This is a genomic window from Leptospira soteropolitanensis (assembly GCF_026151655.1).
GTDB lineage: Bacteria > Spirochaetota > Leptospiria > Leptospirales > Leptospiraceae > Leptospira_A > Leptospira_A soteropolitanensis.
The window spans coordinates 927,140-953,006 of sequence record NZ_JAMQPN010000001.1 but is presented as its reverse complement, the minus strand read 5'-3'; the positions used below and the strand labels follow the sequence as shown (position 1 = coordinate 953,006).

24 protein-coding genes are annotated in these 25,867 nt (G+C 39.3%); 10 read left to right on the top strand and 14 right to left on the bottom strand.

Annotated features, from left to right (window positions below; genetic code table 11):
• Window positions 1-6: 6 nt before the first annotated feature.
• Window positions 7-711 (bottom strand): c-type cytochrome, encoded by a 705-nt coding sequence (locus ND811_RS04565; RefSeq protein ID WP_100720157.1) that lies wholly within the window; start codon window positions 709-711, stop codon window positions 7-9.
• 306 nt (window positions 712-1,017) lie between these two features.
• On the opposite strand from ND811_RS04565, the gene ND811_RS04560 reads away from it, so the two are divergent.
• Window positions 1,018-1,590 carry a cytochrome c oxidase subunit 3 gene (locus tag ND811_RS04560; RefSeq protein ID WP_265350149.1) on the top strand — a complete coding sequence of 191 codons (573 nt, stop codon included), beginning with the start codon at window positions 1,018-1,020 and terminating at the stop codon, window positions 1,588-1,590.
• Window positions 1,591-1,600: 10 nt separating this feature from the next.
• On the top strand, window positions 1,601-1,831 hold the full coding sequence (locus tag ND811_RS04555; protein ID WP_265350150.1) for a prokaryotic cytochrome C oxidase subunit IV: 231 nt from the start codon (window positions 1,601-1,603) through the stop codon (window positions 1,829-1,831).
• Here ND811_RS04555 and mtnC read toward each other — a convergent pair.
• The 3 genes from mtnC to ND811_RS04540 are packed head-to-tail and all read right to left on the bottom strand — an operon-like array spanning window position 1,828 to window position 4,967.
• On the bottom strand, window positions 1,828-2,559 hold the full coding sequence (gene mtnC / locus ND811_RS04550) for an acireductone synthase (protein WP_265350151.1): 732 nt from the start codon (window positions 2,557-2,559) through the stop codon (window positions 1,828-1,830). The two genes, ND811_RS04555 and mtnC, sit on opposite strands and share 4 nt — an antisense overlap.
• Window positions 2,560-2,580: 21 nt before the next feature.
• A complete protein-coding gene (locus tag ND811_RS04545) occupies window positions 2,581-3,945 on the bottom strand; it encodes an MFS transporter (protein ID WP_265350152.1) in 1,365 nt (454 codons plus the stop codon).
• Window positions 3,942-4,967 carry a hypothetical protein gene (locus ND811_RS04540; RefSeq protein WP_265350153.1) on the bottom strand — a complete coding sequence of 342 codons (1,026 nt, stop codon included), beginning with the start codon at window positions 4,965-4,967 and terminating at the stop codon, window positions 3,942-3,944. Before ND811_RS04540 ends, ND811_RS04545 begins: the two co-directional genes overlap by 4 nt.
• A gap of 126 nt (window positions 4,968-5,093) precedes the next feature.
• On the opposite strand from ND811_RS04540, the gene ND811_RS04535 reads away from it, so the two are divergent.
• Window positions 5,094-5,906, top strand: coding sequence for a WecB/TagA/CpsF family glycosyltransferase (locus ND811_RS04535; protein ID WP_265350154.1), 813 nt, complete (start codon window positions 5,094-5,096; stop codon window positions 5,904-5,906).
• A 100-nt stretch (window positions 5,907-6,006) separates the two neighbouring features.
• On the opposite strand, the gene ND811_RS04530 is transcribed toward ND811_RS04535, so the two are convergent.
• A complete protein-coding gene (locus ND811_RS04530; RefSeq protein ID WP_265350155.1) occupies window positions 6,007-9,669 on the bottom strand; it encodes a hypothetical protein in 3,663 nt (1,220 codons plus the stop codon).
• 156 nt (window positions 9,670-9,825) lie between these two features.
• On the opposite strand from ND811_RS04530, the gene ND811_RS04525 reads away from it, so the two are divergent.
• A complete protein-coding gene (locus ND811_RS04525; protein ID WP_265350156.1) occupies window positions 9,826-10,704 on the top strand; it encodes an early set domain-containing protein in 879 nt (292 codons plus the stop codon).
• A gap of 18 nt (window positions 10,705-10,722) precedes the next feature.
• Here ND811_RS04525 and ND811_RS04520 read toward each other — a convergent pair whose 3' ends face one another.
• The 7 genes from ND811_RS04520 to ND811_RS04490 are packed head-to-tail and all read right to left on the bottom strand — an operon-like array spanning window position 10,723 to window position 16,502.
• Window positions 10,723-11,049: an ATP-dependent Clp protease adaptor ClpS gene (locus ND811_RS04520; RefSeq protein WP_265350157.1), complete on the bottom strand. Its 327-nt coding sequence runs from the start codon at window positions 11,047-11,049 to the stop codon at window positions 10,723-10,725.
• Between the two features lie 15 nt (window positions 11,050-11,064).
• Window positions 11,065-12,030 (bottom strand): transketolase family protein, encoded by a 966-nt coding sequence (locus ND811_RS04515; protein WP_265350158.1) that lies wholly within the window; start codon window positions 12,028-12,030, stop codon window positions 11,065-11,067.
• Window positions 12,031-12,032: 2 nt separating this feature from the next.
• A complete protein-coding gene (gene metK, locus ND811_RS04510) occupies window positions 12,033-13,199 on the bottom strand; it encodes a methionine adenosyltransferase (RefSeq protein WP_265350159.1) in 1,167 nt (388 codons plus the stop codon).
• A 24-nt stretch (window positions 13,200-13,223) separates the two neighbouring features.
• Window positions 13,224-13,961, bottom strand: a complete 738-nt coding sequence (locus ND811_RS04505) for a lysophospholipid acyltransferase family protein (protein ID WP_265368866.1) — start codon at window positions 13,959-13,961, stop codon at window positions 13,224-13,226.
• A complete protein-coding gene (locus tag ND811_RS04500; RefSeq protein WP_265350161.1) occupies window positions 13,958-14,650 on the bottom strand; it encodes a Rossmann-fold NAD(P)-binding domain-containing protein in 693 nt (230 codons plus the stop codon). The genes ND811_RS04505 and ND811_RS04500 overlap by 4 nt, the downstream gene beginning before the upstream one ends.
• Window positions 14,647-15,009 carry a PilZ domain-containing protein gene (locus ND811_RS04495; RefSeq protein WP_265350162.1) on the bottom strand — a complete coding sequence of 121 codons (363 nt, stop codon included), beginning with the start codon at window positions 15,007-15,009 and terminating at the stop codon, window positions 14,647-14,649. Before ND811_RS04495 ends, ND811_RS04500 begins: the two co-directional genes overlap by 4 nt.
• A gap of 32 nt (window positions 15,010-15,041) precedes the next feature.
• The gene (locus ND811_RS04490; RefSeq protein ID WP_265350163.1) at window positions 15,042-16,502 is read right to left on the bottom strand and encodes an MBOAT family O-acyltransferase; all 1,461 of its coding nucleotides are present in this window, start codon (window positions 16,500-16,502) and stop codon (window positions 15,042-15,044) included.
• Between the two features lie 129 nt (window positions 16,503-16,631).
• Between ND811_RS04490 and ND811_RS04485 the strand changes: the two genes are divergently transcribed.
• Window positions 16,632-17,138, top strand: a complete 507-nt coding sequence (locus ND811_RS04485; RefSeq protein WP_135745598.1) for a DUF3332 family protein — start codon at window positions 16,632-16,634, stop codon at window positions 17,136-17,138.
• Window positions 17,139-17,190: 52 nt separating this feature from the next.
• A complete protein-coding gene (locus tag ND811_RS04480; RefSeq protein WP_322113435.1) occupies window positions 17,191-18,264 on the top strand; it encodes a hypothetical protein in 1,074 nt (357 codons plus the stop codon).
• Window positions 18,265-18,315: 51 nt separating this feature from the next.
• Here the strand turns inward: ND811_RS04480 and ND811_RS04475 are convergent, their stop codons facing one another.
• Window positions 18,316-18,669, bottom strand: coding sequence for a single-stranded DNA-binding protein (locus tag ND811_RS04475; RefSeq protein ID WP_265350165.1), 354 nt, complete (start codon window positions 18,667-18,669; stop codon window positions 18,316-18,318).
• 157 nt (window positions 18,670-18,826) lie between these two features.
• Between ND811_RS04475 and ND811_RS04470 the strand changes: the two genes are divergently transcribed.
• Genes ND811_RS04470 through ND811_RS04455 form a run of 4 tightly spaced genes read left to right on the top strand, consistent with a single transcriptional unit; the run spans window position 18,827 to window position 24,389 of the window.
• Window positions 18,827-20,326, top strand: coding sequence for a PAS domain S-box protein (locus tag ND811_RS04470; protein WP_265350166.1), 1,500 nt, complete (start codon window positions 18,827-18,829; stop codon window positions 20,324-20,326).
• The gene (locus ND811_RS04465) at window positions 20,323-20,724 is read left to right on the top strand and encodes a response regulator (RefSeq protein WP_265350168.1); all 402 of its coding nucleotides are present in this window, start codon (window positions 20,323-20,325) and stop codon (window positions 20,722-20,724) included. Before ND811_RS04470 ends, ND811_RS04465 begins: the two co-directional genes overlap by 4 nt.
• Before the next feature lie 29 nt (window positions 20,725-20,753).
• Window positions 20,754-22,316: an FMN-binding glutamate synthase family protein gene (locus ND811_RS04460; RefSeq protein ID WP_265350169.1), complete on the top strand. Its 1,563-nt coding sequence runs from the start codon at window positions 20,754-20,756 to the stop codon at window positions 22,314-22,316.
• Window positions 22,317-24,389, top strand: a complete 2,073-nt coding sequence (locus ND811_RS04455; RefSeq protein ID WP_265350170.1) for an adenylate/guanylate cyclase domain-containing protein — start codon at window positions 22,317-22,319, stop codon at window positions 24,387-24,389. It abuts the gene before it with no gap.
• Here the strand turns inward: ND811_RS04455 and eat are convergent.
• The gene (gene eat, locus ND811_RS04450; RefSeq protein WP_265350171.1) at window positions 24,386-25,681 is read right to left on the bottom strand and encodes an ethanolamine permease; all 1,296 of its coding nucleotides are present in this window, start codon (window positions 25,679-25,681) and stop codon (window positions 24,386-24,388) included. The two genes, ND811_RS04455 and eat, sit on opposite strands and share 4 nt — an antisense overlap.
• Between the last annotated feature and the right edge of the window lie 186 nt (window positions 25,682-25,867).

Below are 25,867 nucleotides of genomic sequence, written 5' to 3'. Positions count from 1 at the left end.
TTCTCCTTATTTCAACGCCGAAAGATAAGTAACGATATCTTTTCTTTCTGGATCAGTTAACGGCAACTTCGGCATATTTGTTCCCGGTTTGATGGCTTGTGGATCTGATAACCAACGATTGAGATAATCAGAATCGAACTTTGAACCTACATGATCAAGCGCTGGTCCAACGTTCCCACCCTTCCCACCTACAGCATGACAAGCAACACAAAGTTGAGAAAACTTTTCCGGTTGAGGCATGGCAACTGCATTCGACTTTGCTTGCGGGACTTGCGGAGTGGCAATGGAATCGATTGGAATATTTGGTTTTGGAGGCCATCCATTGGCATCAATTTTACCAACCCAATCAAGAAAGGCAATGACTTGCCCCTTTTCTTCCTTAGTGAAGTTGTATTTCACCATCTTACGTTCTCCAGGAAACATCGCTTGTGGATCGTCTAAAAACACATCGATCCAAGTGGCCCCTCTTCTTTCGACAACCTTTGTCAAATCAGGAGCGTAATAAGCACCTTCACCTAACAAAGTATGGCATCCCATACAATTGTTTTTTTCCCAAATTTCCTTCCCCTTCAAAACATCCGATGTCATGTTTTGTACATTGGTTCGGGAATCGTTTTGTCGCAAGGTATCCACAGTGAGAAACACAAAGATAGCACTGAACAAAAAGGTGCCTCCCAAAAAGAACGCCCTGGCTTGCGATTTAGATAGCATCCTTGCCTCCTAATTTCAATTTTTTGAATTGTAGATGCAGATTTTAGTTTTTGCATTGATTTATATCAAGTACGAATTTGAATTTTTCTAATAACATAATGAATGAATATAGAAACAGAGAGAATGGGTTGATACTTAGAATCAATTAAAGATATCAAGAACCATGTTCAGGTATTATCAAAAGGTACAAATTGTTCACTTCTAGAGGAAAACCCTAAAAAATCCCTAAGGACCGAACAGGACAAAGAAGATTAAATAAATTGAACATTCAATTATTTATAAGTAATATTTAGAAAGGAGATTTTGATGCACGAAAATAACATAGAAACAAACCAATCCTTATGGTATCCGCCTGGTGGAATTTTAATTTGGATGATTGTCCTTGTCGAAGTGCTGACATTCTGTTTAGGAATCGGCTCTCTTGTTTATGATAAGTCAAAGGATCTCACTACTTTTACTTATATGCAGTCACATTTAAACAAATCTTTTGCTTTCTGGAATACTGTATTTTTACTCACCAGCGGGTTTTGTATCGCAACCGCAGTGCATTACAGAACTAAAAACAATTTTAAGTTTTTTACAATTTTGTTATCGATTTCCATCGTTTTTGGATTTGCCTTTCTTTTTCTTAAATTCTATGAATTTCGAGAAAAGTGGTTACTCGGATTTGGTCTCGAAACAAGCCAGTTTTTTAGTTATTATTGGTTACTCACTGGATTTCATTATCTCCATGTGGTAGTTGGAGTTATCATTCTAATTATAATCTATATTAGCCGAAAAACAATTTCATTCGAAAATTTAGAAGCCGGAGCTGTATTTTGGCATATGTGTGATTTGATTTGGCTATTATTGTATCCGGCTTTGTATTTAATCCAATAGGAGTTTGGTGATGAAATCGATTTTACTTACTTATGTTGTTCTTTTGGCTATTGTTTATTATTCTTTTTTTGGCATGGGTTCCCTGTTGCCAGCCACTTGGAATTTGATTCTAATGAGTGCGATCAAGTTTCTATTGATTTGTTTTGTATTTATGAATTTGAAAACGGCTCACCCATTTTGGAAGGTGGCCTTTCCGGTTCTCATCGGAATTTATTCCATGAGTATTTGGTTTTTGACTTAAAAATGGTCCCAGATAGGAAAGGAATGTGGTTTTTGCGGTATATTTCCTGGCCGATTTAAAATTACCACATCCATTCCGATCGCATGCGCTGCATCTGCTTCCTCAACAATATCAGTAAAAAAACGAATTTGATTGGGAGAAGACTTTAGTTCACGAGCGATATTTTCATAACTTGTTTTTTCTCTTTTTCCACCAACAGCTGTATCAAAATAAGATACAAAATAGTTTCGAAGATCACCTAACTCTGAATATTGATAAATCAAAATTTGTGCTTCCACAGATCCCGATGAATAAACATGATTTTGGATTCCTGACTCTTGGGCCTTTTTTAAGAATTCAGGTACATCTGGATAAACCGTACTTTTGATTTCTCCTGATTCATATCCCTCTTTCCAAATTTTACCTTGGATTTCTTTCAATGGACCAAACTTCCGATCCTTCTCAATTAAATATTCGAAGTAAGAAGGAATAATATCTGGTGAAAAAACAATCGATTCCATTTTAGTCAGAGAATTTGGGTTGCAAAAGCGAGATAAAAAACCTTCCTCTCGGAGATTCCTATCTTTTTCAAATTCCGATTGGATTTCCTTCATTCGGACTTCCGAAAACTGGAAATCTTTTAAAAAACGTGTTATATGTTTTTTAGCATAAGGAAAAAGGATCTGATGGACAAAAGCAATTGGTGCTGTTGTCCCTTCAATATCGAGTAAGTTGTGTTTGATATTCATCTAACTAAAATAATAAAAAATTTAGGCTTTGGAAACATTTTGTTTCATCAACTGAAGCATTCTATCTTCATCTTTTTCATAATTAAATAAAATTAGTAACCATGCCAATGCGCAAGGAATCCAAAAAAGAATCGAAATAGACAAAGCAAGTCCGCGGTCAGGAGTTAACCCTAAAATCACTGCTGACATCACAGGACCAAGTCCCTTTCCTAAATCATCAGTTAAGTTGTAAATAGAGAAAATAGCACTTCTTGATTTCGGTTCATTCACATTGAGTAACACCGCACGTACGTTAGGTCCTGTGATCGAAATCATAATCCCTGTAAAAATATTCAATGCAATGAAAAGACCCATATAAGGAACGATATCGAATGAATAAAGTAGTAATATCGCAGGAAATACTCCAAAGAAAGTGGTTCCAATACAAAGTAATGGTTGGTATGTTTTTTTGATATTATACAGAATTTGTCCAAGCACTCCACCAAAAAAAGTTCCAATAAAAATTCCTACAGCTGAAAAAGTAATCATACCTGCTGAAATTTCTTTAGAAAGATGGTATGTGTGTTCATAATAATCTGCTAAATAAACAAAGAAAACTCCCCAAGGAATACAACCAGGTAGGCCTTGTAAAAAGGCTCCTAAGTTGGTTTTACTTTCAAAAAGTAATTTAAAATCTTTTAAACTGATTTTATGTGATAACTCATCACCAACAATTCCTTCCGCACCACCACGTTTTGGTTCCTTACAAAAAAATAAATAAATCGCAGCAAATAGAAAAGAAGGAGCAGACATATAAATAAAGGATGCACGCCATCCGTTGATGGGATCAGCACCACCTAAAATTCCACCAAGAAGTTGTCCAACCCCTACCCCAAGTCCCATCGCCAAAGACACGTAACCCGTTGCAATGGCTCTCGATTGGCTTGAAAAATAATCTCCGATCAAACTAAAGAGGAGTGGGAAAATTCCACCCAGACCAAATCCACATAATGTTCTTAAAATCAAAAACTGATCATAAGTCTCTACATAGGCAGTCAAAAAACATGGAATTTCACCAAGAAGGACAGTGGCGAGGAGTAAGTTCTTTCGAGAGAAAGTTTGCGAGAGGTATCCCATAGACAAGGACACAACTCCACCCAAAATAAAAAACAAAACGGGGATGATACCACCTAACTTCCAATCCACTTCATTTGGATCTGTGATCCCCAAGGAAGCACCAATGTTTTTCATATTGGGAGCAATTAGGTTCTGGTCGCCAAACAAAAAGAAGGCCATTCCTAGGATGACCCAAAATGCTAAAATTCCTCTGGCACCATGATCTGCAAGTTCGGCGAGGCCAAAAAATCGTAGATAGGTTGTTTCTCGTTTTGTTTGTTTTTGGTTCATGGATTGTTTTTCCTTTCTCTTTGTTTTCGATACACAAAAATAAATGAGAGCGTAAATAAAAATCCAAGAAACCCAATCACTGCAAAAAGGGATAGGTCCCAACTGGTCAGGATCGAACCATTCCAGATTTCGGGATTTGGATTGTTAGACATTGTGGGAAGTGGTTTTCCACCAGAGAAAGTAAACTCAACAGTAGTTCCGAAGTCCAAAGAACTCAAAACATAAGCACTAAGCCCTGGCGGAACATCTTTGTCAAGTTTGGTGACGGGAGTTTTTTCTCCAGTTTTGATTTCCATATCTTGTGGTTTGACAAAGATAGGAAACTTTCCATTCTCTGACTCAACTAACATACGCTCGCTGAAAGTATCTTGGTTATTTGGAATAAAATAGGAAATTTGCATTTCCGAAACACCAGGAAGAATGGCACGGTCCAGTAACCTTCCTCCATTTGGCCCTTCTGGGATTCCCAAAGGGATAGCCATCTTACTTCCTGGTTGTTGGATTTGTGCCAAAATTTCTGTCGCTCCCGTTGCTACAGAGTATTCTAAAGGAGAAGACTTTGAATCGTAAGATTTCGGAGGTTTACTTGAATTATCTATCAAAAATAATTTAAAAACACGGAGTCCTTTTTTCTCTCGCATAACTTGCATTAAACTCTTGACTGCAACTTGATTCCGATTTGCACCTGTGTCATAAACCAAAACATCTTGCGGAGATGTACGAAACTTGGTGGTTGGCGGAATCATTTTATTATAATTTACGCCTTGGTATTGGATTTGTAAAAGTATGGGTGCTCCTTCCGGTAAATCCGTTTCCGGAAAACGAAATTTACCAGACTGTGGACCAATGTCCGCTAAAGGAACCATAGCTCCTTGTAAAGCAAGCATTCGAATGGAATCTGCTTTGCCTGGTCCACCAGTGGTTCCATTTTGTATCGTTCCGAAAATGGATAGTTTTTCCGCATAACTTGCGCTTGAGAGAAAAAAGAGAATCAAAGTTGAAAAAAGATAGCTACGAAACATTTTGATACTTTTTCTCTTTCTTTCGATTCCAATCCAAGTGAAAAAACGGAAGTTTTTAAAAATTTAGAGGCGACAATTGAGGGTACTGGACATAATGTTTTAGATAGGAAAGGAAAGCCCGGCTACATGAAGCAATTGAGCGAAATCGTTCACAATTCCTCAAAAGATGAGAGGGATATACTACTAGAATACCAAAATATCGATGTTTCCAAGCTAGAAACTCTAAATGTTTTGGGAATTCCCATCGACAACGTTACTACTGACGAAGCGATAGCCAAACTCTTTCGCGTGCTTGAGAAAAAAGAAGGCATGCACCATGTTTTATTTTTAGATCCCATCAAACTCATGAGGATGCGCCCGAAAAAGTCCCTACATCGCATAGCAGAAAAAGCAGGAACCATTCTCGTGGAAGGGGCAGGAATTGGTTGGATGACCTCAGGAAAACTGAAAGAGAGAGTCACCCCTATTGCAGTGATGATGGATCTCATTCGTTTGGCAGAACTTAAAGAATTCACAGCGTTTATCTTTGGAGCCAAAGACGAAATTGTAGAACGAATTTATTTTAACCTTACAAGACATTTTCCAAAAGTTAGAATTGTCGGAAGGCACGCGGGACATCTCGATAGACAAAGAGAAATGCGAGTCAAAGAGGCCATTCGTAAAACGGGCCCCGATATCATTTTTCTTGCGATGGATTTTCCAGACCAAGAAATTTGGATCGAAAACAATACCGGTTATTTTGGCAAAGCGGTTGTGATTGGTGTAGGTGGCGCCTTGGATATGTTATCTGGTGCTGACAAAAAAGCACCTGAGTGGTTTAAGGAAAGAGGACTCATTTGGCTTTGGAGGATCATCGCAAGACCGTACCGTATCCAAAGGATGTGGGAAACTTTTTACTTCTTTCTATTAGGAATCCGAGAACGTTTCCGAAAACATTAATTTAAGACGGGATCTGTAATAAAACAATTTTGGAGGATAGAAATCATCTGTCCTCCACGCCCAACTTTCTTTCCTAAACCTAAAGCCAACTTTACTAAATTTATTTTTTAATCCGATCCAATCGGTCAAGAGTTGGAGCCAACCAATCTTCAAGAAGCGGCTCTCGATCTAGTTTGGCTCTGGCAAACACCAAATCTTTGTTAGAGTTTGCAATTTCACTCACTGACCCTATCTTTCTAGCGGTTTCCATTGCTTTCCAATAGTATTTTAGGGCATTGATGGTATCTTGTTTTTTCTCATACACTGCCCCAATATTATTATAAAGAGCGGTGAGTGTTTCATACACTTCTCTATGGTCTGAATTTTCTGTATCAATCCTTCCCAAACTTTGTTCTTTCAGTTCAAAATCATCTTTTAACTTCAGATAGTTGCCAAGAGCTGCATTGTATTGTCTTGTATAATAGAATGCATTGCCTTTTCCAAAAAGTAAGGTTGCATTGTTATAAATATCTTCTTCTGGAAGTTCTGCCCAAAAATCCAAACTTTGTGCAAAATCTCCATGATTGTAATCGATCCAACCCAAATAATAATAACATTCTCTAACTATCTTTGGATCTTTAGAGATATCACGATCGAGGGCCGCAAGAAAAGATTCACGAGCCATAAAGAGTCCGTTTCTTCTTTCTTTTTCTTCATAAGACAAAGTACCAATACTACGTTCTGGATAGATTTTTTTACCAGGAAATTCTCGTATATTGTCTGTTACATTAATGCCGGCCGCTTCTAAAAATTGGATTTTGCCTAAGTTAAACGAAATCCTGCCAGGGCTTCCTTCGAGTAAGGTTTCATCCTCATCTCTTTCCCCGAGTCGGTCTCTATAATTTTGGTAACGATCATCGGCTTCTCTAAGTAACTTTACGGCTTCATCATAATTTTCTGTTTGGATATAATATTCTGCCATCAAAAGAACTGCTAAGTAATGGCGAATGTCATACGTAGATGCAAGTTCCAATTGTTTGAGACCCCGAGCTGCCTCTTCTTTTTTGAAATAGAACCTAGCGCGTTGGTAATATCCTTCTGCAAATTTAGATCCACCTTCTTTGCCATAGGCAATGTTCAAAAGGTATTCCACATTATCATCAATTTCCATCCCTGTGACTTGGTCTTCTGGGTTGATATTGTATTTGATCCTAACTTCTTCAGAATCCAAATCGATATAGAAGGATGCAAGTTTCGCTAATACAAATAGAGATAATTCATCTTCTATGTTAAGAGCATTACGAACTTGTCTGTGGTGGTTGAGAACATATTGTGGATTTTTATCTCGTTTCCACATTTCGATATATGTCGATAGAATTCCACCATGCCCAATGGCATTTTTGGGATACTTTTCAATGATATCGTTATAATATTTAACAGCTGTTCCAAACTCTTGTTTGTTATAAAAAATCTTAGCAATCCCGGCAATGGCATCAACATTATCAGGATCTCCTCCATCAGTAAACACTCGTTTGAAATATTCAATGGCAAGATGGTCGTTTTTGTACTTTTTACGATTACTACCAGGTGGAACTTCGATAAAATCCTTTCTATGGAATGAGTGAAAAGTTCCGAGTGCAATATATGTATCAATATCATGAATATTGTATTTGAGGCGAGAGGCAATGTATGCTCCTGCTTTTAAAACCTTTCTTGGAACTTTGTCTTGTGAAGTTAAGTAAAATGCAAGTTCTGGTAATGGCCTACGCCCTGCTGTTTCGACACCTGAATCGTTCCATTCTGTTTTTTTCGCAAAACTAATGTTTGGTACTTCTTTTCTGTTTTCCCAAGCACGTTTGTGTTCCTTATCCTCTGGTTCATAACCGAAATCAGGTTCCACTTTGCCAAAACATTTTTCAAAAGCTCTTTCATACTGCCCCGCTTTGGTATAGGCAATACAGTATTTATTCAAAAACTCTAAGTTATGCGGGAAAATCTCTTCCCCTTTGATAAAATAATTTTCAGCATCGGCGAGAAGTTTTTTCTTTTCTAATGCATCCGTTTCATAACTAAATTCTTCAATTTTCTCAAGACCAAGTGCATACTGCGCTTTAGCACGATACGGTACAATCACATACTTCCAAAGAGTGACAATCCCAAATACAAGAAATACTGCAGCAGCGGATGAAAGAATAGTTCTACGAACTAACTCTCGTTTGCGGGCAGCACCTTCTTTGGTGTAAGCATCACGACTAGCAATGATCGGCACACCATCGGCGGCAAACTTTCCAGTAGAATCGCTAAGTTCGACTCGTTCCCCCAGAAGGCCACTTAAGTAACTGGCGATGTCTTCTGGTTTTTGTTGCGCCTTAATGAGTTCAATGATTTCTTTTTGATTACGAACCGGTATCCTTTGGTTCACAATCGTATCGATGATCGTTCTTCGTAGCTTCGGTGGATAACGAAGTAACTCTGATTGGATGACTGCTAATTCTTCATCGGTTAGGTTTGCCTCGAGCGACTCTTCTGGTTCTTCCTCTTTTCCAAGAGACATGAGGTCTTCCTCAAAACCGCCTGGACCATCGGAACCAAAGTCATCCATCGTAGAGACAGGCATATCATCAATGGATGGTGCCAAATCATCAAAAGAAGGAGCCCCTAAGTCATCATCCAGACTTGGTGGTTCCATACCGACACCCAAGTCTCCAAATGGATCATCAAACCCACCACCCATGTCAGCAGGTTCATTGTCTCTAGATGGAGTAGAAGGACTATCATCTCCACCTAAACTTGCAAAAGGATCATCGCCAAAACTTTCTGTAGCTTGGGGTGGGGAGCCCATATCCGCAAAGGGATCATCGCCGAAAGAAGGTTCTCCGCCTGCACTCGGAGTAGAAAGATCACCAAACGGATCATCGGCGGAACCTGTATCTGAAGCAGAACTATCATCCCCACCTAAATTTGCAAAAGGGTCATCTCCAAAACTTTCTGTGGCTTGGGGTGTGGAACCCATATCCGCAAAGGGATCATCGCCACCAGCGGATGGAGTGTCCGCTTCGGCACCAAAATCAAAATCATCCCCCGAAGGAGTGGTTTCTTCTGATCCACTATCAAAACCAGCAAACAGATCTTCGTCTGTGGTCTGGGGACTGTCCTCTCCACCTAAGTTGGCAAAAGGGTCATCTCCAATGACAGGTGCCGGTTTGTCCTCAATGGGAGCTTCATCAATCGCATCTAAATTAGCAAAAGGATCATCACTAAAACTTTCCGTTTGGGCAGGGGTCGAACCCATATCCGCAAACGGATCATCCCCGCCAGCAGATGGAGAGTCCACATCGGATGCAAATGGATCCGTATCGTCAGGAGCGGACGATGGTGCATCAAAGTCAAAATCATCGGCCGCTTTTTGGGTTTCGGTTGGTGGGGGTTTTGGACCGTCCTCACCTAAAAGTTCGTCTAAATCAATGTCGTCATCTTCTTCTGCTTCCCGGTTCGGAAGTTTGGGAGGACCGAAATCGTCGTCCTCTTCTAGGCCAGAAAAAGGGTCTCCTGCATCGGAATCACTTGTGCCTTCGTTTTCAAAGTCATCAAATGTTGAACCTGAATCTCCTTCTGGTTCTGGCTCGGAAGGTGCAATGGGATTCACATATCCCAGTTTCTCACGCAAAACCTTCGCCATCGGATTCAGTTCTTCCGATGAGAGCGGATTTTTATTGAGAGCCGAAAACATCGTCTCGATTTGTTTGATTTCTTCCGGACTCAATTTGTCTATCGGCTCAGCCATTTGAAGGTCTATTCCTAATGAATTATCGGCCCCTTCTAAAAATGACAGAATATTTTTTTTATTATGTCAGATGGTTCTTTCAGAAAAAAACCTTTCACTCTCTTTTTTCAATTCTGCCGAAAATTATCTAGAAGGACAGTTTACAGCCAAACGACTATGATGAAATTGAAATCCGTTCGTATCGCCATCATTTTACTCTTTTTTACAGGAATTGGAATCTTTGCCGAAGACGGAATGGATTGGATTGGAAGTTTTTCCTCAAAAGAGCTGGAAATGTCGGATGAAACGGAAGACCAAGATACGGTTTATTATCTCTGGCAGCTAGAAAGCCTGAAAAAAAATATCGCCCCACGTTACATTCGTTATCTCGATGTAGAATCCTATGTTTCTTCAGGCAAACTAATACATAGAGGGATCCTTTTTACTTACAATGGCTTACGCGATGAATCTGTAGAAATATGTGGAAGTTTTAATAATTGGGAATGTTCTGATATGAAACGGAACCAATACGGGATTTATTATATGGTGATCGAACCTACACAAATCACCGATACTTATGAAGATGATCCTATATACGAATACAAGTTTCGCGTAAACGGACTTCTCACTTACGATCCAGAAAACTTTGATAAGGTGGAAGATGGGTCAGGCTCTTACTATTCACGTTTTGTTTTAGAAGGAAAAGATACAGACCGCCAAACAAAAACGATAGTACTCGAGGATTCTCTGCACGAGGAAAGAGACCTTCGTACTGTAAAATTCCAAATTTATTTGCCCAATGCAGAAGTGGTTCGAGTTGTCGGAAACTTTAATGATTGGAACCCTGAAAATGATTTTCTAAAGAAAGACAGGAAAGGTGTGTTCACTCTCGAAAAGAAATTGTTACCTGGCGAATACCATTACCAATTCATTGTTGATGGGGAGTATATGTTGGACACTTACAATCCTGCAACGAACATCAAAGTGGACACCAATGAATCCGTTTCATCGTTGTTAGTTCCAGAAAGAAATTATGCCTTAGAACGTAAGATGTAATCTATTTTTAGGCAAATCTTACTGCTCTAAAGTAGCAGTCATAGATCCTTTAGAAGAACTCATACGAGGGTCAGGACCATAGTTCAAAATCCGTTCGTGGACAAATTCTGCATGTTCCAACTCACCAAAAAAAACTATGGTTTTTTTTCTAGTATCCACTTCCACTGCATGTTGAAAGGCCTTTTCCCAAGGCATCTGACAAACATCCATCAACATCTCGATGACATACTCATAAGTATGAAAGTCATCATCCCAAAGCACAACCTTCCAAGGCCCATCGCTAAGACGGGGCTTTCGTTCGGTTTCTTCTAAAATGGAAGGTTGGGATGCTCCAAAGCTGGTCATAACCCAACCATAACCTTATTTTTTCTTTTTGGAAATAGCGATTTCTGCGTGAGAAACTACATCTTTTGCGCGGAGACCGAAGTAGTCGAGTAAACCACTCCAAGTTCCTGATTTACCAAAAGTATCTTTCATTCCTACTTTGATCACAGGAACAGGATACTCTTCGGAAAGTAGTTCCGAAACTGCAGAACCTAGTCCACCCACCACATTGTGTTCTTCACAAGTGACGATAGCACCACATTCTTTTGCTTTGGCGATGATGGCATCTTTGTCCAAAGGTTTGATGGTAGCCATATTGAGAAGGCTTGCATGAATCCCTTTTTCTTTAAGTTGTTCCACAGCTGTCATAGCTTCGTTTACCATGACACCGTTGGCAATGATACAAACATCTTTTCCTTCCGAGATGACTTCAGCTTTTCCAATTTGGAATTTATAGTTTTCTCTTTCGATGACAGGGATGGCTGGTCGGCCAACCCTTACATACACAGGACCATTGTAATCAGCGATTGCATGAATGACTTGTTTTGTTTCGTTAAAATCAGAAGGGCAAATCACAGTCATTTCTGGAATAACTCGCATGATGGCAAAATCTTCAATACATTGGTGAGAAGCACCGTCTTCTCCCACGGTGATTCCACCATGAGAAGCCACAAGTTTTACGTTTAACTTTGGATAAACGACGCTATTTCGCACCACTTCCCATGCTCGCCCGGATAAAAACATCGCAAAACTGGAAGCAAAAGGAACAAATCCAGAAATCGCAAGGCCGGCCGCATGGCCAACTAAGTTTTGTTCCGCGACACCTACGTTAAAAAATCGGTCAGGATATTTTTTCTTAAAATCTGCAGTTTTAGTGGAACCAGAAAGATCCGCATCTAAAACCACGACGTCTTGTCTAGATGCACCTAACTCAACTAAGGCTTCACCGTAGGCATCTCTTGTTGCTTTTTTGTCTGCTGTGGATTGGCTAGGTGCTCCCATACTTATCCTTTTTTTAAAGCTTCTGCTTTATCAGTTTTTTCCCAAGTAAATGTACTACCTGTTCTACCAAAGTGACCATAAGCTGCAGTTTCTTGGTATTTTCTTCCTTTTCCAAGAAGATCCAATCCTTCTACGATGCCTTTTGGAGTGAGTTTGAAATTTGCCAAAACTCGTTTTGCAATTTCCTCATCAGAAATATTTCCTGTTCCAAATGTATCAACTAGTACAGATACCGGCTCTGCCACACCAATGGCATATGCAAGTTGCACTTCGCATTTATGAGCAAGACCAGCTGCCACGACGTTTTTCGCAATATAACGTCCCATATAAGCTGCAGAACGGTCCACTTTAGATGGATCTTTTCCAGAGAACGCTCCACCACCATGACGACCCATTCCACCGTAAGTATCCACGATGATCTTACGTCCAGTAAGACCTGTATCACCATGTGGCCCACCGATTTCAAATTTACCAGTAGGATTAATAAAATAACGCGTGTTAGTTAAGAGTTCCTTAGGAATCATTTTTTTGATACATTCCTCAATCACTGCTTCTTCGATTTGTTTGTGAGTCACACCTGGTTTGTGTTGCGTAGAAATAACAACTGTATCAACACGTTTTGGTTTTCCATCTTCATATTGGATGGTGACTTGCGATTTTGCATCAGGACGAAGCCATTCAATTTTGTTTGTATGGCGAAGTTCCGATAAATGTTCTAAAAGTTTATGAGAGTAGTAAAGAGGAGCAGGCATAAGCTCTGGAGTTTCTGCAATCGCAAAACCAAACATAAGGCCTTGGTCACCAGCACCTTGTTCTGTATGAAGTCCCTCGCCTTCGTTTACCCCTTGTGCAATATCAGGAGACTGTGCATGCACGTGAGATGCAACTACAGCAAAATCTGCATCAAAATACATATTGATATCGTTATAACCGATTTTGCGGATCACATCGCGAGCCACTTCTTGAGTGTCTACTTTTCCTTTACTGGTGATCTCACCTGCAATGACTACAAGATTAGTTGTCACAAGAGTTTCACAAGCAACACGGGATTTGGGATCTTGGGCTAAATACGCATCGAGAATGGCATCGGAAATTTGGTCGCAGACTTTGTCTGGGTGTCCTTCAGATACGGACTCGGAAGTGAAGATATAGTTTTTGAGAGATGACATTTTTTTACCTTACTTGGTTAAAATTTAGAGTTTAGGTGGTACGTCAATAGAATTGTCGGAGGATTGTCCACGCACATAAGATTCCAGGATTTCCGCATTTTTTCCCATAGCGATTTCCAATTTTTTGGCATATTCATCCATTTGGCTCTCCGAAAGGCCCTTGGGTACAAAGAAAGGTTCCCCATACTGGATGTATAATTTTGCCCCGAATTTTGGAAAAAAATGCCTGTCCCAACTTTTGAATGTATAAGCGCGGTCGTAACAAGAATGCAAATATAGAATGGGAAATCCAGTCAGAGAGGCAGTTACGATCACACCAGGTTTCACCTCACGTCTTGGGCCTTTCGGACCATCTACAGTAAAAATGGGAACAGCACCTTGTTTCATCTCTTTTAAGATATTCCGAAAGGCACCTGTTCCGCCTCTAGTGGATGATCCCCGAACCGAACGTAACCCTGACCGAGCAAAGGTTTGGTGGATGATTTCTCCATCTTTGGATTGAGAAACAAGAGCCACCATATCTGCTTTTTTCTTTCGCTTCAAATACTGAGTCGCATGCCGGTACAAAGAAAGTGTTGTTTCATGAAAAACAGCAATGATGTAACCGGATCCTTTTTCAATGACCTTGGCACTTTCATCTGGAATGATAAACTTTTGGTTTCGAACAAATAGATACCAAACTCGGACAATAAAATGAACTACCCAACTGAGAATGATGTATTTGGTTTTGGAATAGGGTTTTTGTTTGTTATCAGGAATCAAAAAGAATGGTCCTTGCCGATCTCCCAAAGGACATCGTTTTCATATACTTTTACTAGTGGGGAAGTATCTTGATTTGGTTTATCATGTAACAAAGAATAAATCATGGACTTGGCAACATATTCACCGGGAATTGGTTTGAATTTTTTGAGTCCGAGAAGTCCAAAAGGAATGAGGTTTCCAAGAAACTCACCTACCTTTTCTCCGATTCGAACTTCCTCTCTTTCTCCAATAAGAAGTGAAGGTCTAAAAATACCAAGGAAGGGAAATTGTAATTTACGAAGTTCTGATTCAATTTCCCCTTTCACCCTATTATAGAAAATAGATGAGTTCGCATCAGATCCCATTGCCGTAACAATATAAAATCCTGGAACCATTTTTGCTTTAGCTTGTTTGGCGGCAAGGAGTGGATATTCATAATCGATTTCTTTAAATTTCTCTTGGCTACCCGCTTTATGAATTGTTGTACCCAAACAACAAAATACAGCATCTAAACCATCTGGAATCGAAGTTTTCCCGGATTGGAAATCTTCCCAACTTACTTTGACAACTTCAATGGGAACATTGGGACTAGATGCAGATTGTGAGTTTCTAGCCCAAACAATTACCTTTTTGATTTGTGGATAAAAAACCAAGGAAAGTAACACTTGTTTGCCGATAAGGCCAGTGCCACCAAGAAGTAGTATTTTCATTTAATCTCCAAACTGCGCGCAAGCATGGAATCAGTCAGATTAAGCCTTTCTAAAAACTGAATTCCGGCAATATAATAAACTACATTTTTAATTTTAGAAGTTTGAGTCCAAATAATCGTTCCTTCAAAAAACATTCGCTTGGTGCCTTTTGCCCAAACAATACTTCCTAGAACTTGAGATTCTATTTCATCGCCAAGTAGGTCATCCTCGCCTAAAAAACAAAGACCTTCTTCCGAAATATTCCCTAACTTTCCGAACAAAGTGATCCCTTCCAAATCCAATTGAACCTCAAACCCGGAAAAATCACCGGGAGATATTCTTGGAAGCCTACGCTCACTTTCCATAGCAACAAGATACAAGGATTCCTATTATTGGAAACGAAAAAAGCAAATTAGAATTGAAAGTAAATGAACGGAACGGAATTTTCTGGTGTAGCTAAATTTAAGACAAGAAAGAGTATCGGATACAGGGCAAACTCCAAACTAGCCGGGATTTGTTTACCTTTTCCCCTTTCAAAGATAAAATACCCTATGATATGGCCCAAATACAAAAAGCCAATGATCCAAAGGAAATCCTTCCACATATAAGGTCGAATATGCCCAGACTGGAAGGTGAAGATCCCCTGAATGTGAATCCAAGCATTTTCCCAAGTGAGAGAACGAAAAAAAACTGCCCCCAAAAAGAAAATGGAGCTATTCAGAATATTCTGAAAAAACCAAAGAGGGACCCTATACCAACTTCTGGATTCAATTTCATTTTTTTTGTTAGGAAACCATTCTTTCCAGATTTCCTCCAAAACATAAAAAACACCGTTAAGGGAACCCCAAAAAACAAAGGTCCATTGGGCCCCGTGCCAAACCCCACTCACAAACATGGTAAACCAAAGGTTGAATTTACGTCTTACGGATGTTACTCGACTTCCGCCCATAGGAATATAAATATAATCCCTTAACCAAGAGTTTAAGGTCATATGCCAACGACGCCAAAATCCAGACACAGATGTCGCAAGAAATGGTAAATTAAAGTTAGTGGGGAGTTTGTAACCGAGTAACATGGCACTTCCAATGGCCATATCAGAATACCCACTGAAATCCAAATACACTTGGATGCCACCGAGGGCAGCAGCAATTAACAAAGCATAGGCGTGGTGTCCAGTAGGATCAGCATATATCGTGTCGATGGTGGGCGCCACCATATCAGACAATACTGCTTTTTTAAAATACCCTAACATAAAAAACCGAATCGCTACACGGAACTCAATGTCTTCGAGTTTTTTCGGAGTGTACAACTGTGGCATAAAGGTTCTTGCCGTCACAATAGGACCTGCGACTAGTTGCGGGAAAAAACTCACAAACAAGGCAAACCGAATGAAGTCTGTTTCAGCAGGAATTTCTTTCCTATAAACATCGATGGTATAAGATAAAGACTGGAATGTGAAAAAAGAAATTCCAGCAGGCAAAATGATGTTTAAGACAGGCATTGCATCAGCACCAAACATAGGATTGGTGATTGTATTTATTGATGTCACAACAAAATTGTAATACTTAAAAAATCCTAAAATAAAAACTAAGTTTGTGATCAAACTAAATAGTAATAGATAATATCTAATGTTTTCCCTAGTTTCTTTAGCAAGTCGAAGACCCACATAATAATCAATGGCAGTAGAAAGTAAAATGAGAGCACCAAAACGATAGTCCCAAGACATGTAAAAAAAATAACTACTTACCAGTAGGAAAACATGTAAGATTCGAGTTTCTTTAGATTGATTAAAAAAAATCGCAGGGAATAGGTACCAAACCGTAAAAAAGACAAAGAGAAAGAAGACAAAGTATTCAAAATCAGAAAAGATCAATGGGTTATGCCTTCTATTCCGACCAGGCTCTTTGAAAAAATATGTCTGTCAATCATTTCGACTTGCAGTCTTTGGAAGAATGTTTTAAGATTGGAGCCTAGTTCTTGAATTAGAAACTATGAGGTTACGATGAAAAAAATATTAAAAGCAACCGTTGTAGGACTTTTGTCCTTCGGTCTATTGTCGAATTGTTTTGGAAAATTTGGAGCAGTGAAGGCCGTTTATTCTTTTAATGGAAATATCCAAATTGGAAGTGGAAAAGTTGCTGGGTTCTTCCGTTCCCTTCTTATGATCTTCCCTCTTTACTTTGCTTACGGGATTGGAAGTTTCTTAGACATCGTAGTATTCAACTTAATTGAGTTCTGGACTGACAAAAACCCTATTGCTATGGCAGAGTATGATTTTGACGGAAAGTTAGTGAAAGAATACAACCATGAAGGTCAAACCATCACTCTAACTTACACAGAGTGGGGAAAAGTATTAAAAATGGAAGCTCCAGGCCAAAAAGGAATGGAAGCAATTTATTTCTTAAAAGATCGACCTGAAAAAGCATTCCGTCAAGTAAACGGAAAGTATGTAGAAATCATCCAAACAAGTGGTCCAATCCTCCCTCCTGCAGGCGTAAAACATATCTAAACTTACCCATTGCCCCTAATTTTAGGGGCAATCTATGTCCGATACTTATAATATGAATCGTTTGTATTTTGTTTCCTGCCTGTTACTTTTCGTCATCGGATGCCAAACACCGCAACAGACAGTCACACCGACCTTCCCCAAACACACGGAACAAATCAATCTCAACCGAATCAAAATGATCACCAAATCAGAACCCCTTTACTCCGATACCAAAGAGGGAAAAAAACCTTTGGCCTTAGAACCTGGAGTCAGTATCGAATACTCGGAGAACAAAATTCCCTTCATTCAGTTAGATTTGTTTTTTGAAGATGCAGGAATCAGCATCATCGAGGAAATCATCGCAGGCACTATTTTAGATCACCATATTATAGTTCTAAACCAAAAGGGAGAAATCATCGCCAAACAACCAGTAAACTTCCAAGCTTATGAAATTTTGGAAACAAAAACGGAAGTTATGAGAAACAAAGTGATTGTTGGTGAATCTAAAAAACCCGTTAAAGTCAACAGTACAACCCCTGAAACAAAAATCTCCAGAGAAGCCATTGAGAGACAATACACGGACCGCGACACCGTCCCACAAGTTTTAGAAATTAAGGAAGGAAAAATTCCCGCACTAGGTGAATATATCAACATCTATTTGGAACTAACCTATGTTAATCCACAACTGGAACCAAACTGCGAATCTTACGCAGGAAATTGTAATGGTGCCAAACAAAAATTCTTTGAAGATATAACTGGGCGTAATCGTAGAGAACTAGACATTCTACGAAATCGATATGTGGAAGGGGAAGTAGCACAGTTTCCCAGTTTAACTGAAAAAGAACAGTTAGACTTTAAAGCCAATATCAAATCAAAAATAGATAATTTAAACGGAGTCTTTGGACCAAAACATGGTTTCACAAAATTTATGTTTCGTGAATGGAACTTAGTTTCTTCTCCTCAGTACTTTCGTATCAATTCGATTAACAAAAACGGGAAACAATCATTACTAGATGAGCGTAATGAAGATAAATTACAATCCGATGAATCAGCAGATAAATCAAAATCTGATGGAAATGATTCGCATTCTATTTTTGATTCACCAACTCATTCGAAACATAAAAGAAGAACCATACCTACACCTTAAAATTCTAAAGAACAAAACGGGTGTAGGGAAAATCCAACACCCGTAAAGGCATCAAGCTACCTTTTTTTCTTTTTTCCCCATACTATCAAAGCGGACTGTGGAAGCCGTGACTTTTACCTTAGATCGGGATTCCCCTTCAGGACTTTTCCAACGGTTTTGTTTTAAGTTTCCCATTACCGTCACCTTACTCCCCTTTTTTAGGTATTCCACGCAGTTTTCCCCTAATTTTTCCCAGGCCTCCACTTCAAAGTAAGAAACATCGTCCTTATCCTTTCCTTCTTGGTTGTTGGTTGTGTGGTTTACGGCAACTGTGAAATTTGCCAAAGACTTCCCTCCCGCAATGTTTCTTTCTTCTGGATCTGCGGTTAAATTTCCGTCCAGAATGACGTACGATAGATTTTTCATTTGAGTATCCCTTAAATCAATTTTGTGGCCACAAATTCTTTGGTTCGTTTTTGAGTGGATTGGTTAAAAAAAATACAATGGAAACTAATTTTACAAAATCCCTGTTCCTATTTACATTTGGGATAGACAATCCAAAGGAAGTGAAAAGAATTTTCCTGTGGGTCTTCCCGATTCCGAAATACTACATTTAGTAACAGCCATTAGTCGAGAATTAGTTTGTTTACATGAATCCGACGGAACCTATATTTATGTAAGTCCTAACTCAGAAAATATCATTGGATATAAAGCTGAGGAACTAGTGGGCAAAAATCCATATGATTATTTTCACCCTGACGAGAAGAGACTCATCCAAGAGAGATCTCACCAACCTCTTCTCCGTGGTGATGAAAACATCCACACTACTTTTCGTTTTTTGCATAAAAATGGAAACTATATCTGGCTACAGTCTGATAATCGTTTAACGATTCATCCCACCACTGGAAAAAAATATCTACATACTTCTTCGCGTGATATTTCAGAGAAAATTGATACCGAAGCCAATTTAGCACTTTCCGAACGTCGGTTCAATACGTTATTTCATGACTCACCAATAGGGCTTGTACTGACTGGAAAACATGGTTATATTGATGAGACCAATGATTCCTTCGCCAACTTTTTAGGTTATAAAAGTTTTGAAATTATCGGAAAACATTTTTCAGAAATCAGTGCCGATGAAGAACTCGAAAAAAATTTAAAATATCGAGATGAAGTACAAAAAGGAATCATCGACAACTATTCGATTGAAAAACAATACCTGCACAAATCGGGAAAAAAAGTTTGGGCGTTTACCACAGTCACTGTTCTACGCGATGAAATGGGGCACCCCATCCACTATTTGGCACAAATCGTTGATATCAATGAAAGGAAAAAAACGGAAAAACTGCTTCTTGAAAATAATGATCGTTTGAGGTCCATTACCAACTCAGTTTTAACCCAAAACAAACAACTCCAAGCTTACAATCAAATCATCTCTCATCATCTACGTGCCCCCGTCAGCAATTTAAGAAGCCTTCTGGATTTGATGAAAGTGACAGACAATCTAGAAGAAATTAAGGAATTTGAAAATCATTTGGATGAGGTTACAGTCACCTTAGAAACAGTTCTCTCCGAACTCATCTCTACCTTGAGAATACAAAATCCGGACAATTACAAACCGGAACCTGTCCAAATCAGCCAATCTTTCTCAAATGTAATCCAACTTTTAAAAGGAGAGCTGAAGGACAAAGAGGTCGAAATCCAATCAGATTTTTCGGGAAGAGAATCCATTTTTTTCTCCAAAGAGTATCTAGATACGATTTTCCTACATTTACTGAGTAACTCGATTCGGTACGCCCACCCAGACAGAAAGTTACGTATTTCCGTAGAATCCTTCCAAATCGGATCCCAGACCGCCATTTCTTTTTCCGATAACGGAACAGGGATCGATTTAGAGCGTTATGGTGATCAAATTTTTCAGCTAAAGAAAACTTTTCATCGTCATATCAGTGGTAAAGGACTCGGGTTGTTTCTAATAAAATACAAAATTGAATCTGCCGGTGGCAAGATTGAGGTTCGTTCTAAACCAGGAGAAGGTGCCACTTTCCTTATGTACTTTCCCGATGGGAGAGAAATCATATGAGAACTCCCAAAATTTGTGTGATTGATGATGACAAGATTTACCAATTCACCACAAAAAAAATTATCTCCAACGCCGGGATCAAAGGCGAGGTTTTGGTGTTTTCCGATGCGGAAAATGCTTTGGATTTTTTTCACAAAGAAATTCAAAACAAAGACCAACTTCCCGATATCATCTTCCTGGATATCAATATGCCATTTATGGACGGATGGCAATTTTTAGAAGCCTTTGGCGAAATCTTTCCTCAATTCCCAAAATCCATCGAAGTGTTTCTAGTGAGTTCCTCTGTCGACGAAGCAGATACTGATAGAGCAGCAAAAATCCCGATCATCTCTGGATATATCTTCAAACCGTTTACTAAGGAAAAACTTTTGGAATCTTTGTCCCACTTCCAATCTTAGCTTGTCATCTTTTTGCTTTTGATATAGAAATGGACGCACCCCATATGGACCAGATACTGACTTGGACTAAAACCTATCCCCTATCTTCCACGCTGATTGGATTGTTCACCTTCCTTGTGATCGTCTTTATCAGAGACATCACTCAAAAAAAGCACACGATTCAACGAAACTTTCCGATTGTCGGTCGCCTTCGTTATTTTTTAGAAATGATTGGGCCCGAACTAAGACAATACTGGGTAGCACATGACAAAGAAGAACGTCCATTTGATCGAACGGAAAGAAGTTGGATTTACGCAACAGCCAAAGGTCAAAACAACAACTTTGGTTTTGGAACCACCGAAATCCAATACGAACCTGGATATCCGATCATCAAACATAAAGCCTTTCCTTATCCAGAAACAAAGGCCTATATCCACAAAAATGATGCCAGCTGTATTCCTTGTTTAAAAATCATTGGATCCAAACGTAAGTTTCCATACCGACCTTATTCGATAATCAATATCTCTGCAATGTCATTTGGATCTCTCGGAAAAAATGCGATTATGGCATTGAATAGAGGAGCTAGAGATTCCGGCGCCTATCACAACACAGGCGAAGGTGGTTTAAGCCATTACCATATGGAAGGTGCAGATATGGTTTGGCAAATTGGAACTGGTTACTTTGGTGCAAGAGATAAATCAGGAAAATTTAGTTTAGATGTTTTGAAAGAGAAAGTAACAAAGAATCCTTGCATTAAAATGATCGAAATAAAATTGTCTCAGGGCGCCAAACCAGGCAAAGGTGGAATCCTGCCGGCCAAAAAAGTCAATGCTGAGATTGCCGCGATCCGTCATGTCGAAGAAGGAAAGGATTGTATCTCACCAAACTCGCATAGTGAGTTTACGAATGTAAAAGAACTCATTCAATTCATTGAAAAAATTGCAACGGGAACTGGACTCCCTGTAGGTATCAAAAGTGCCGTCGGTGAAATTGAATTTTGGGAAGAACTCGCTCGTGAAATGAAACAAAGTGGAGAGGGACCTGACTTTATCACGATCGATGGAGGGGAAGGTGGTACGGGAGCCGCTCCCCTCACCTACGCGGATCATGTTTCCTTACCTTTTAAAATTGGATTCCAAAGGGTTTATACTCTCTTCCAAAGTTCGGGTTTGTCCGAACAAATTGTTTGGATAGGGTCAGGAAAACTCGGATTTCCTGACCGGGCCGTGGTTGCGATTGCTATGGGATGTGACCTCATCAATGTGGCAAGAGAAGCCATGTTATCCATCGGTTGTATCCAAGCGCAGAAATGCCATACGGACCATTGTCCTGCCGGCGTTGCTACGCAGAATTGGTGGTTACAAAGAGGAGTCGATCCTGAAATCAAAGGAAAACGTGCGGCAAAATACATCCAAGGATTTCGAAAAGAACTCTTAAGTTTAGCTCATTCCTGTGGATATGAACACCCAGGACAGTTCACTGGCCAAGATATAGAAATTAGTATGGGGATGAATCGTTACCAAACCTTAGAAGGATTACTCGGTTACAAACGAGATGAAGTTAAGTTTACTAAACTAGAAGATTATACAGTATTTCCGAAACGACAAGCCTAAATGAAAAAACTCCTTTTTGTTGTTATGTTATTACATTTTAGCTGCCTTTCCGAAGAGAGGAATACAAAAGCAGAAGCACAAAAAGGTTTTTTAGATCTCAGCCATCATTCCTTTACAAACCAACCATTCGTAGCCTTAAATGGAGAATGGAAATTCTTTTGGAATACGGCCCCTTCGCAAATTCAGGAAACAGATTCCAATTTATTTCTTAACCTTCCAAAACATTGGAATGGATTCCAAATGAATTATGGCACCTTGGGTGGGTTTGGACATGCTAGTTTTAGGATCAAACTAAAACTACCAGACAACCTTCCAGAAACAATGGCTTTAACGGTTCCCGAACAGGACACTTCGTACGCTATTTATATTAATGGGAAATACTTGGGAGGATCAGGGAAACCAGGGGCAAACGGAAACGAATACATTCCCGAAGTAAAATCAACAATGGTAGTTTTGCCGCAAACTTCAGAGATTACCATTGACCTTTATGTTGCGAATTACATTCATAGAAAAGGTGGAATTTGGAATGATATTGTCATTTCCACTTACAATAAAGCAGAGAGTCGGCTCACCAAACGAAAGATCAACGAAACAATGTTGTCCACAGTCCTGGCCTTTGTTGGAATTTTCTTTTTGGTCATGTATTTTTATAATCGAGATGGAAAACATACCATCGGGATCTTTTTATTTTCTACTGCTGTATTACTGAGGACCATTTCGACCGGGGAAAGAATTTTAATAGAATTTATTGATGTTCCATATTGGCTCTTACTACGATTAGAATATCTTTCTTGGTACTGGTCGGCTCCATTACTATATCATTATTTTTATACGGTCTTTCCGGAAGATTTTTCGAAAAAAATTGGTACCTTCTTTTACACCCTTGCCTCAATCTTAACATTCGGTCTTTTATTACCGCCAATTTATTTTACAGAAACTGCTTCTGTTTATCCCATTGCATTTGTCGCTAATGGAATTATTATCTTCGTTTATTTGTATCGTGCTTACATGAAAAAACGAATGGAATCAAAACCATTATTATTTGGAATGTTTTTAGTTTTGATTGCTGCCACTAACGATGTTTTACATGCAGAGTCTTACATTCATACTATGTACATTGCACCTGCGAGTGTTGTTATATTTGTTTTTTTACAAGTCATTACTTTTGGACGAATTGTTCGCCAAAGTATGACAAAAACCTTAGAATTCGCACAGGAGCAAAAACAACTCAGTAATTCTTTTAGTCGTTTTGTTCCAACAGAATTCTTATACCACTTAGGCAAAACCGACATACGGTACGTTGACTTAGGAGACCAAGTACAAAAGCGAATGACCATACTCTTTGCTGACATCAGGTCTTTTACTGAATTTTCAGAGACACTCACACCTAAAGAAAACTTTGATTTTTTAAACAGTTATTTACAACGTGTTGGCCCTATCATTCGACATAACAACGGATTCATCGATAAATTTATTGGTGATGCCGTTATGGCACTATTTCCCTACGATATCAATGATGCGGTAAAAGCGGCAGTCGAAATGCAAGACGCCATTCGTATTTACAACGGCCATAGAGCCAACTGCGGATACATTCCAGTAGAAGTGGGAATCGGGATCCATACAGGAAACCTCACTTTAGGGATATTAGGTGAACACAAACGAATGGAAGGGACTGTTATATCCGACGCAGTTAACTTAGCATCTCGTATCGAAGGAATCACAAAACTTTTTTCCTCTCGAATTGTTATCAGTGCAGATACTTTCATCGAAGCTTCCGAAGGATTGGGATACCATTACCGATTGCTTGATCGTGTGGCGATCAAAGGCAAAACAGATTCGGTGTTCGTTGTAGAAGTATTAGATGGTTATGAACCAGAGAAAGCAGCAAGACTTATCGCCATTAAAGATGATTATACTTTAGCATTAGATGCATTTCGCCGGGAAGATTTTGAAGAGGCAATAGAAGGATTTTCAAAATTGTTAGATAAAAACCCCGACGATTCTGTTTCTAGGTTATTTTTAGATCGTTGTCATGAAGCCAAAGAAAGAACTAAGATGGAACTTGGTAGCTAATTCCGTCTGTTTTTGAAATAAAAACCTATTCCCAAAAGCAAACCAAATCCAAGAACTCCGAGCCCTAAATATGGCTCAGAAACAAAAACGGAACCACAAGCAACAATCCCTAATACAAGAGCAATTCCTGGCAAAATCGGATACAATGGCGCTTTATACGGTCTAGGCATTTGAGGTTCTTTTTTCCTCAATACAAAATAAGATACTAAACTCAAAAGGTACATCCCACATGCACCTAACGCTGAAATTGTGATTAACTCTGCGGTGTCCAAAAAACACATACAAAATATCCCGAGTAATCCACCGCTAAGAACCGCATTTTGCGGGACAAGAGAACCGGAACTTAGTTTCGATAGATATGTTGGCAAGTAACCTTCTTTGGCCATTGCGTAAATCAATCTTGAGTTTCCAAGGATGATTCCAAAAAGGGAGGCCACAAGGCCAAACAAACCGATAAAGGTAAATATAAAAGGCCAAATTTCTTCCCTACCATATAACTTTTGCAATACGTATGATAAAGGGTAATCCAACTCCGCAATTTCTTTGGTATCAACAACAGAAGCTGTAAAAATAAAAATAAGTCCCGCCAAACAAAGTAAGGTGAAAATACCCGCAGTGTATCCGATGGGGATATCACGAGCAGGATTACGAACTTCCTCAGCCGCCAAGGCAACCCCTTCCACTGCCAAAAAAAACCAAATGGCAAACGGTATCGAAAGAAATGCAGATGACCAGGATATAGAACTAACGACAGGAAAATTTGGAATTCGGTCAAAAGAAACATGGGGCCAAAGGAATACCAAATAAAACAAAAGTCCAAACACTGCAACGATGGTCACCAAAAGTTCAAAACGTGCAGTTTGTTTGATACCAGTAAGATTGATCAAAAGCAAAAAACAAAACATAACCATACCGGCACCAAAAGCAGGTATCACCGGAAAAAGAAAATGGATGTATCCACCTAATGCAGATGCAATGGCGGGAGGTGCCAATAAAAACTCAACAAGAACCAAATACCCAGTGATGAGTCCAAACAAATCACCCAGGGCTCTTTTTGCATAAGCAGAAGGACCACCTGACTGAGGAATGCTGGCAGCAAGTTCAGTAAAACAAAGTGCAAAGATTACGTAAAAAGTGGCAATCCAAACCACGGCCATACTAAATTCCCAAAAACTTGCATGGGACCAACCAAAGTTCCAACCGAAATAATCACCAGAAATAACAAGTCCAACGGCAATGCCCCATAAATGGACAGAATGTAAAACTTTATGCATCTTCCCGTCTTCTTTCATGTTACCTCTTTGCAACATCGGCCAAAACCAATTCATAAGCAAATACAATGCCATTGGTATATAAAAATCTCATTTTTTCATAAGCATTCCTTGCGCAAATTTCTGTTTGAACCGTCAGATTGTGTTTGGCGACTCTCACCTAATCGAATCCTACCGGCACGAAATTTCCTAAAGTATTTCTCTGAA

Coding starts and splice junctions, on each gene's coding strand:
- ND811_RS04555 (WP_265350150.1), top strand. CDS start 1,601: ATGAAATCGATTTTACTTACTTATGTTGTTCTTTTGGCTATTGTTTAT.
- ND811_RS04465 (WP_265350168.1), top strand. CDS start 20,323: ATGAGAACTCCCAAAATTTGTGTGATTGATGATGACAAGATTTACCAA.
- mtnC (WP_265350151.1), bottom strand. CDS start 2,559: ATGAATATCAAACACAACTTACTCGATATTGAAGGGACAACAGCACCA.
- metK (WP_265350159.1), bottom strand. CDS start 13,199: ATGTCATCTCTCAAAAACTATATCTTCACTTCCGAGTCCGTATCTGAA.
- ND811_RS04455 (WP_265350170.1), top strand. CDS start 22,317: ATGAAAAAACTCCTTTTTGTTGTTATGTTATTACATTTTAGCTGCCTT.
- ND811_RS04545 (WP_265350152.1), bottom strand. CDS start 3,945: ATGAACCAAAAACAAACAAAACGAGAAACAACCTATCTACGATTTTTT.
- ND811_RS04515 (WP_265350158.1), bottom strand. CDS start 12,030: ATGGGAGCACCTAGCCAATCCACAGCAGACAAAAAAGCAACAAGAGAT.
- ND811_RS04485 (WP_135745598.1), top strand. CDS start 16,632: ATGAAAAAAATATTAAAAGCAACCGTTGTAGGACTTTTGTCCTTCGGT.
- ND811_RS04540 (WP_265350153.1), bottom strand. CDS start 4,967: ATGTTTCGTAGCTATCTTTTTTCAACTTTGATTCTCTTTTTTCTCTCA.
- ND811_RS04520 (WP_265350157.1), bottom strand. CDS start 11,049: ATGACCAGCTTTGGAGCATCCCAACCTTCCATTTTAGAAGAAACCGAA.
- ND811_RS04560 (WP_265350149.1), top strand. CDS start 1,018: ATGCACGAAAATAACATAGAAACAAACCAATCCTTATGGTATCCGCCT.
- ND811_RS04565 (WP_100720157.1), bottom strand. CDS start 711: ATGCTATCTAAATCGCAAGCCAGGGCGTTCTTTTTGGGAGGCACCTTT.
- ND811_RS04500 (WP_265350161.1), bottom strand. CDS start 14,650: ATGAAAATACTACTTCTTGGTGGCACTGGCCTTATCGGCAAACAAGTG.
- ND811_RS04535 (WP_265350154.1), top strand. CDS start 5,094: ATGAAGCAATTGAGCGAAATCGTTCACAATTCCTCAAAAGATGAGAGG.
- ND811_RS04460 (WP_265350169.1), top strand. CDS start 20,754: ATGGACGCACCCCATATGGACCAGATACTGACTTGGACTAAAACCTAT.
- ND811_RS04475 (WP_265350165.1), bottom strand. CDS start 18,669: ATGAAAAATCTATCGTACGTCATTCTGGACGGAAATTTAACCGCAGAT.
- eat (WP_265350171.1), bottom strand. CDS start 25,681: ATGAAAGAAGACGGGAAGATGCATAAAGTTTTACATTCTGTCCATTTA.
- ND811_RS04525 (WP_265350156.1), top strand. CDS start 9,826: ATGATGAAATTGAAATCCGTTCGTATCGCCATCATTTTACTCTTTTTT.
- ND811_RS04480 (WP_322113435.1), top strand. CDS start 17,191: ATGAATCGTTTGTATTTTGTTTCCTGCCTGTTACTTTTCGTCATCGGA.
- ND811_RS04530 (WP_265350155.1), bottom strand. CDS start 9,669: ATGGCTGAGCCGATAGACAAATTGAGTCCGGAAGAAATCAAACAAATC.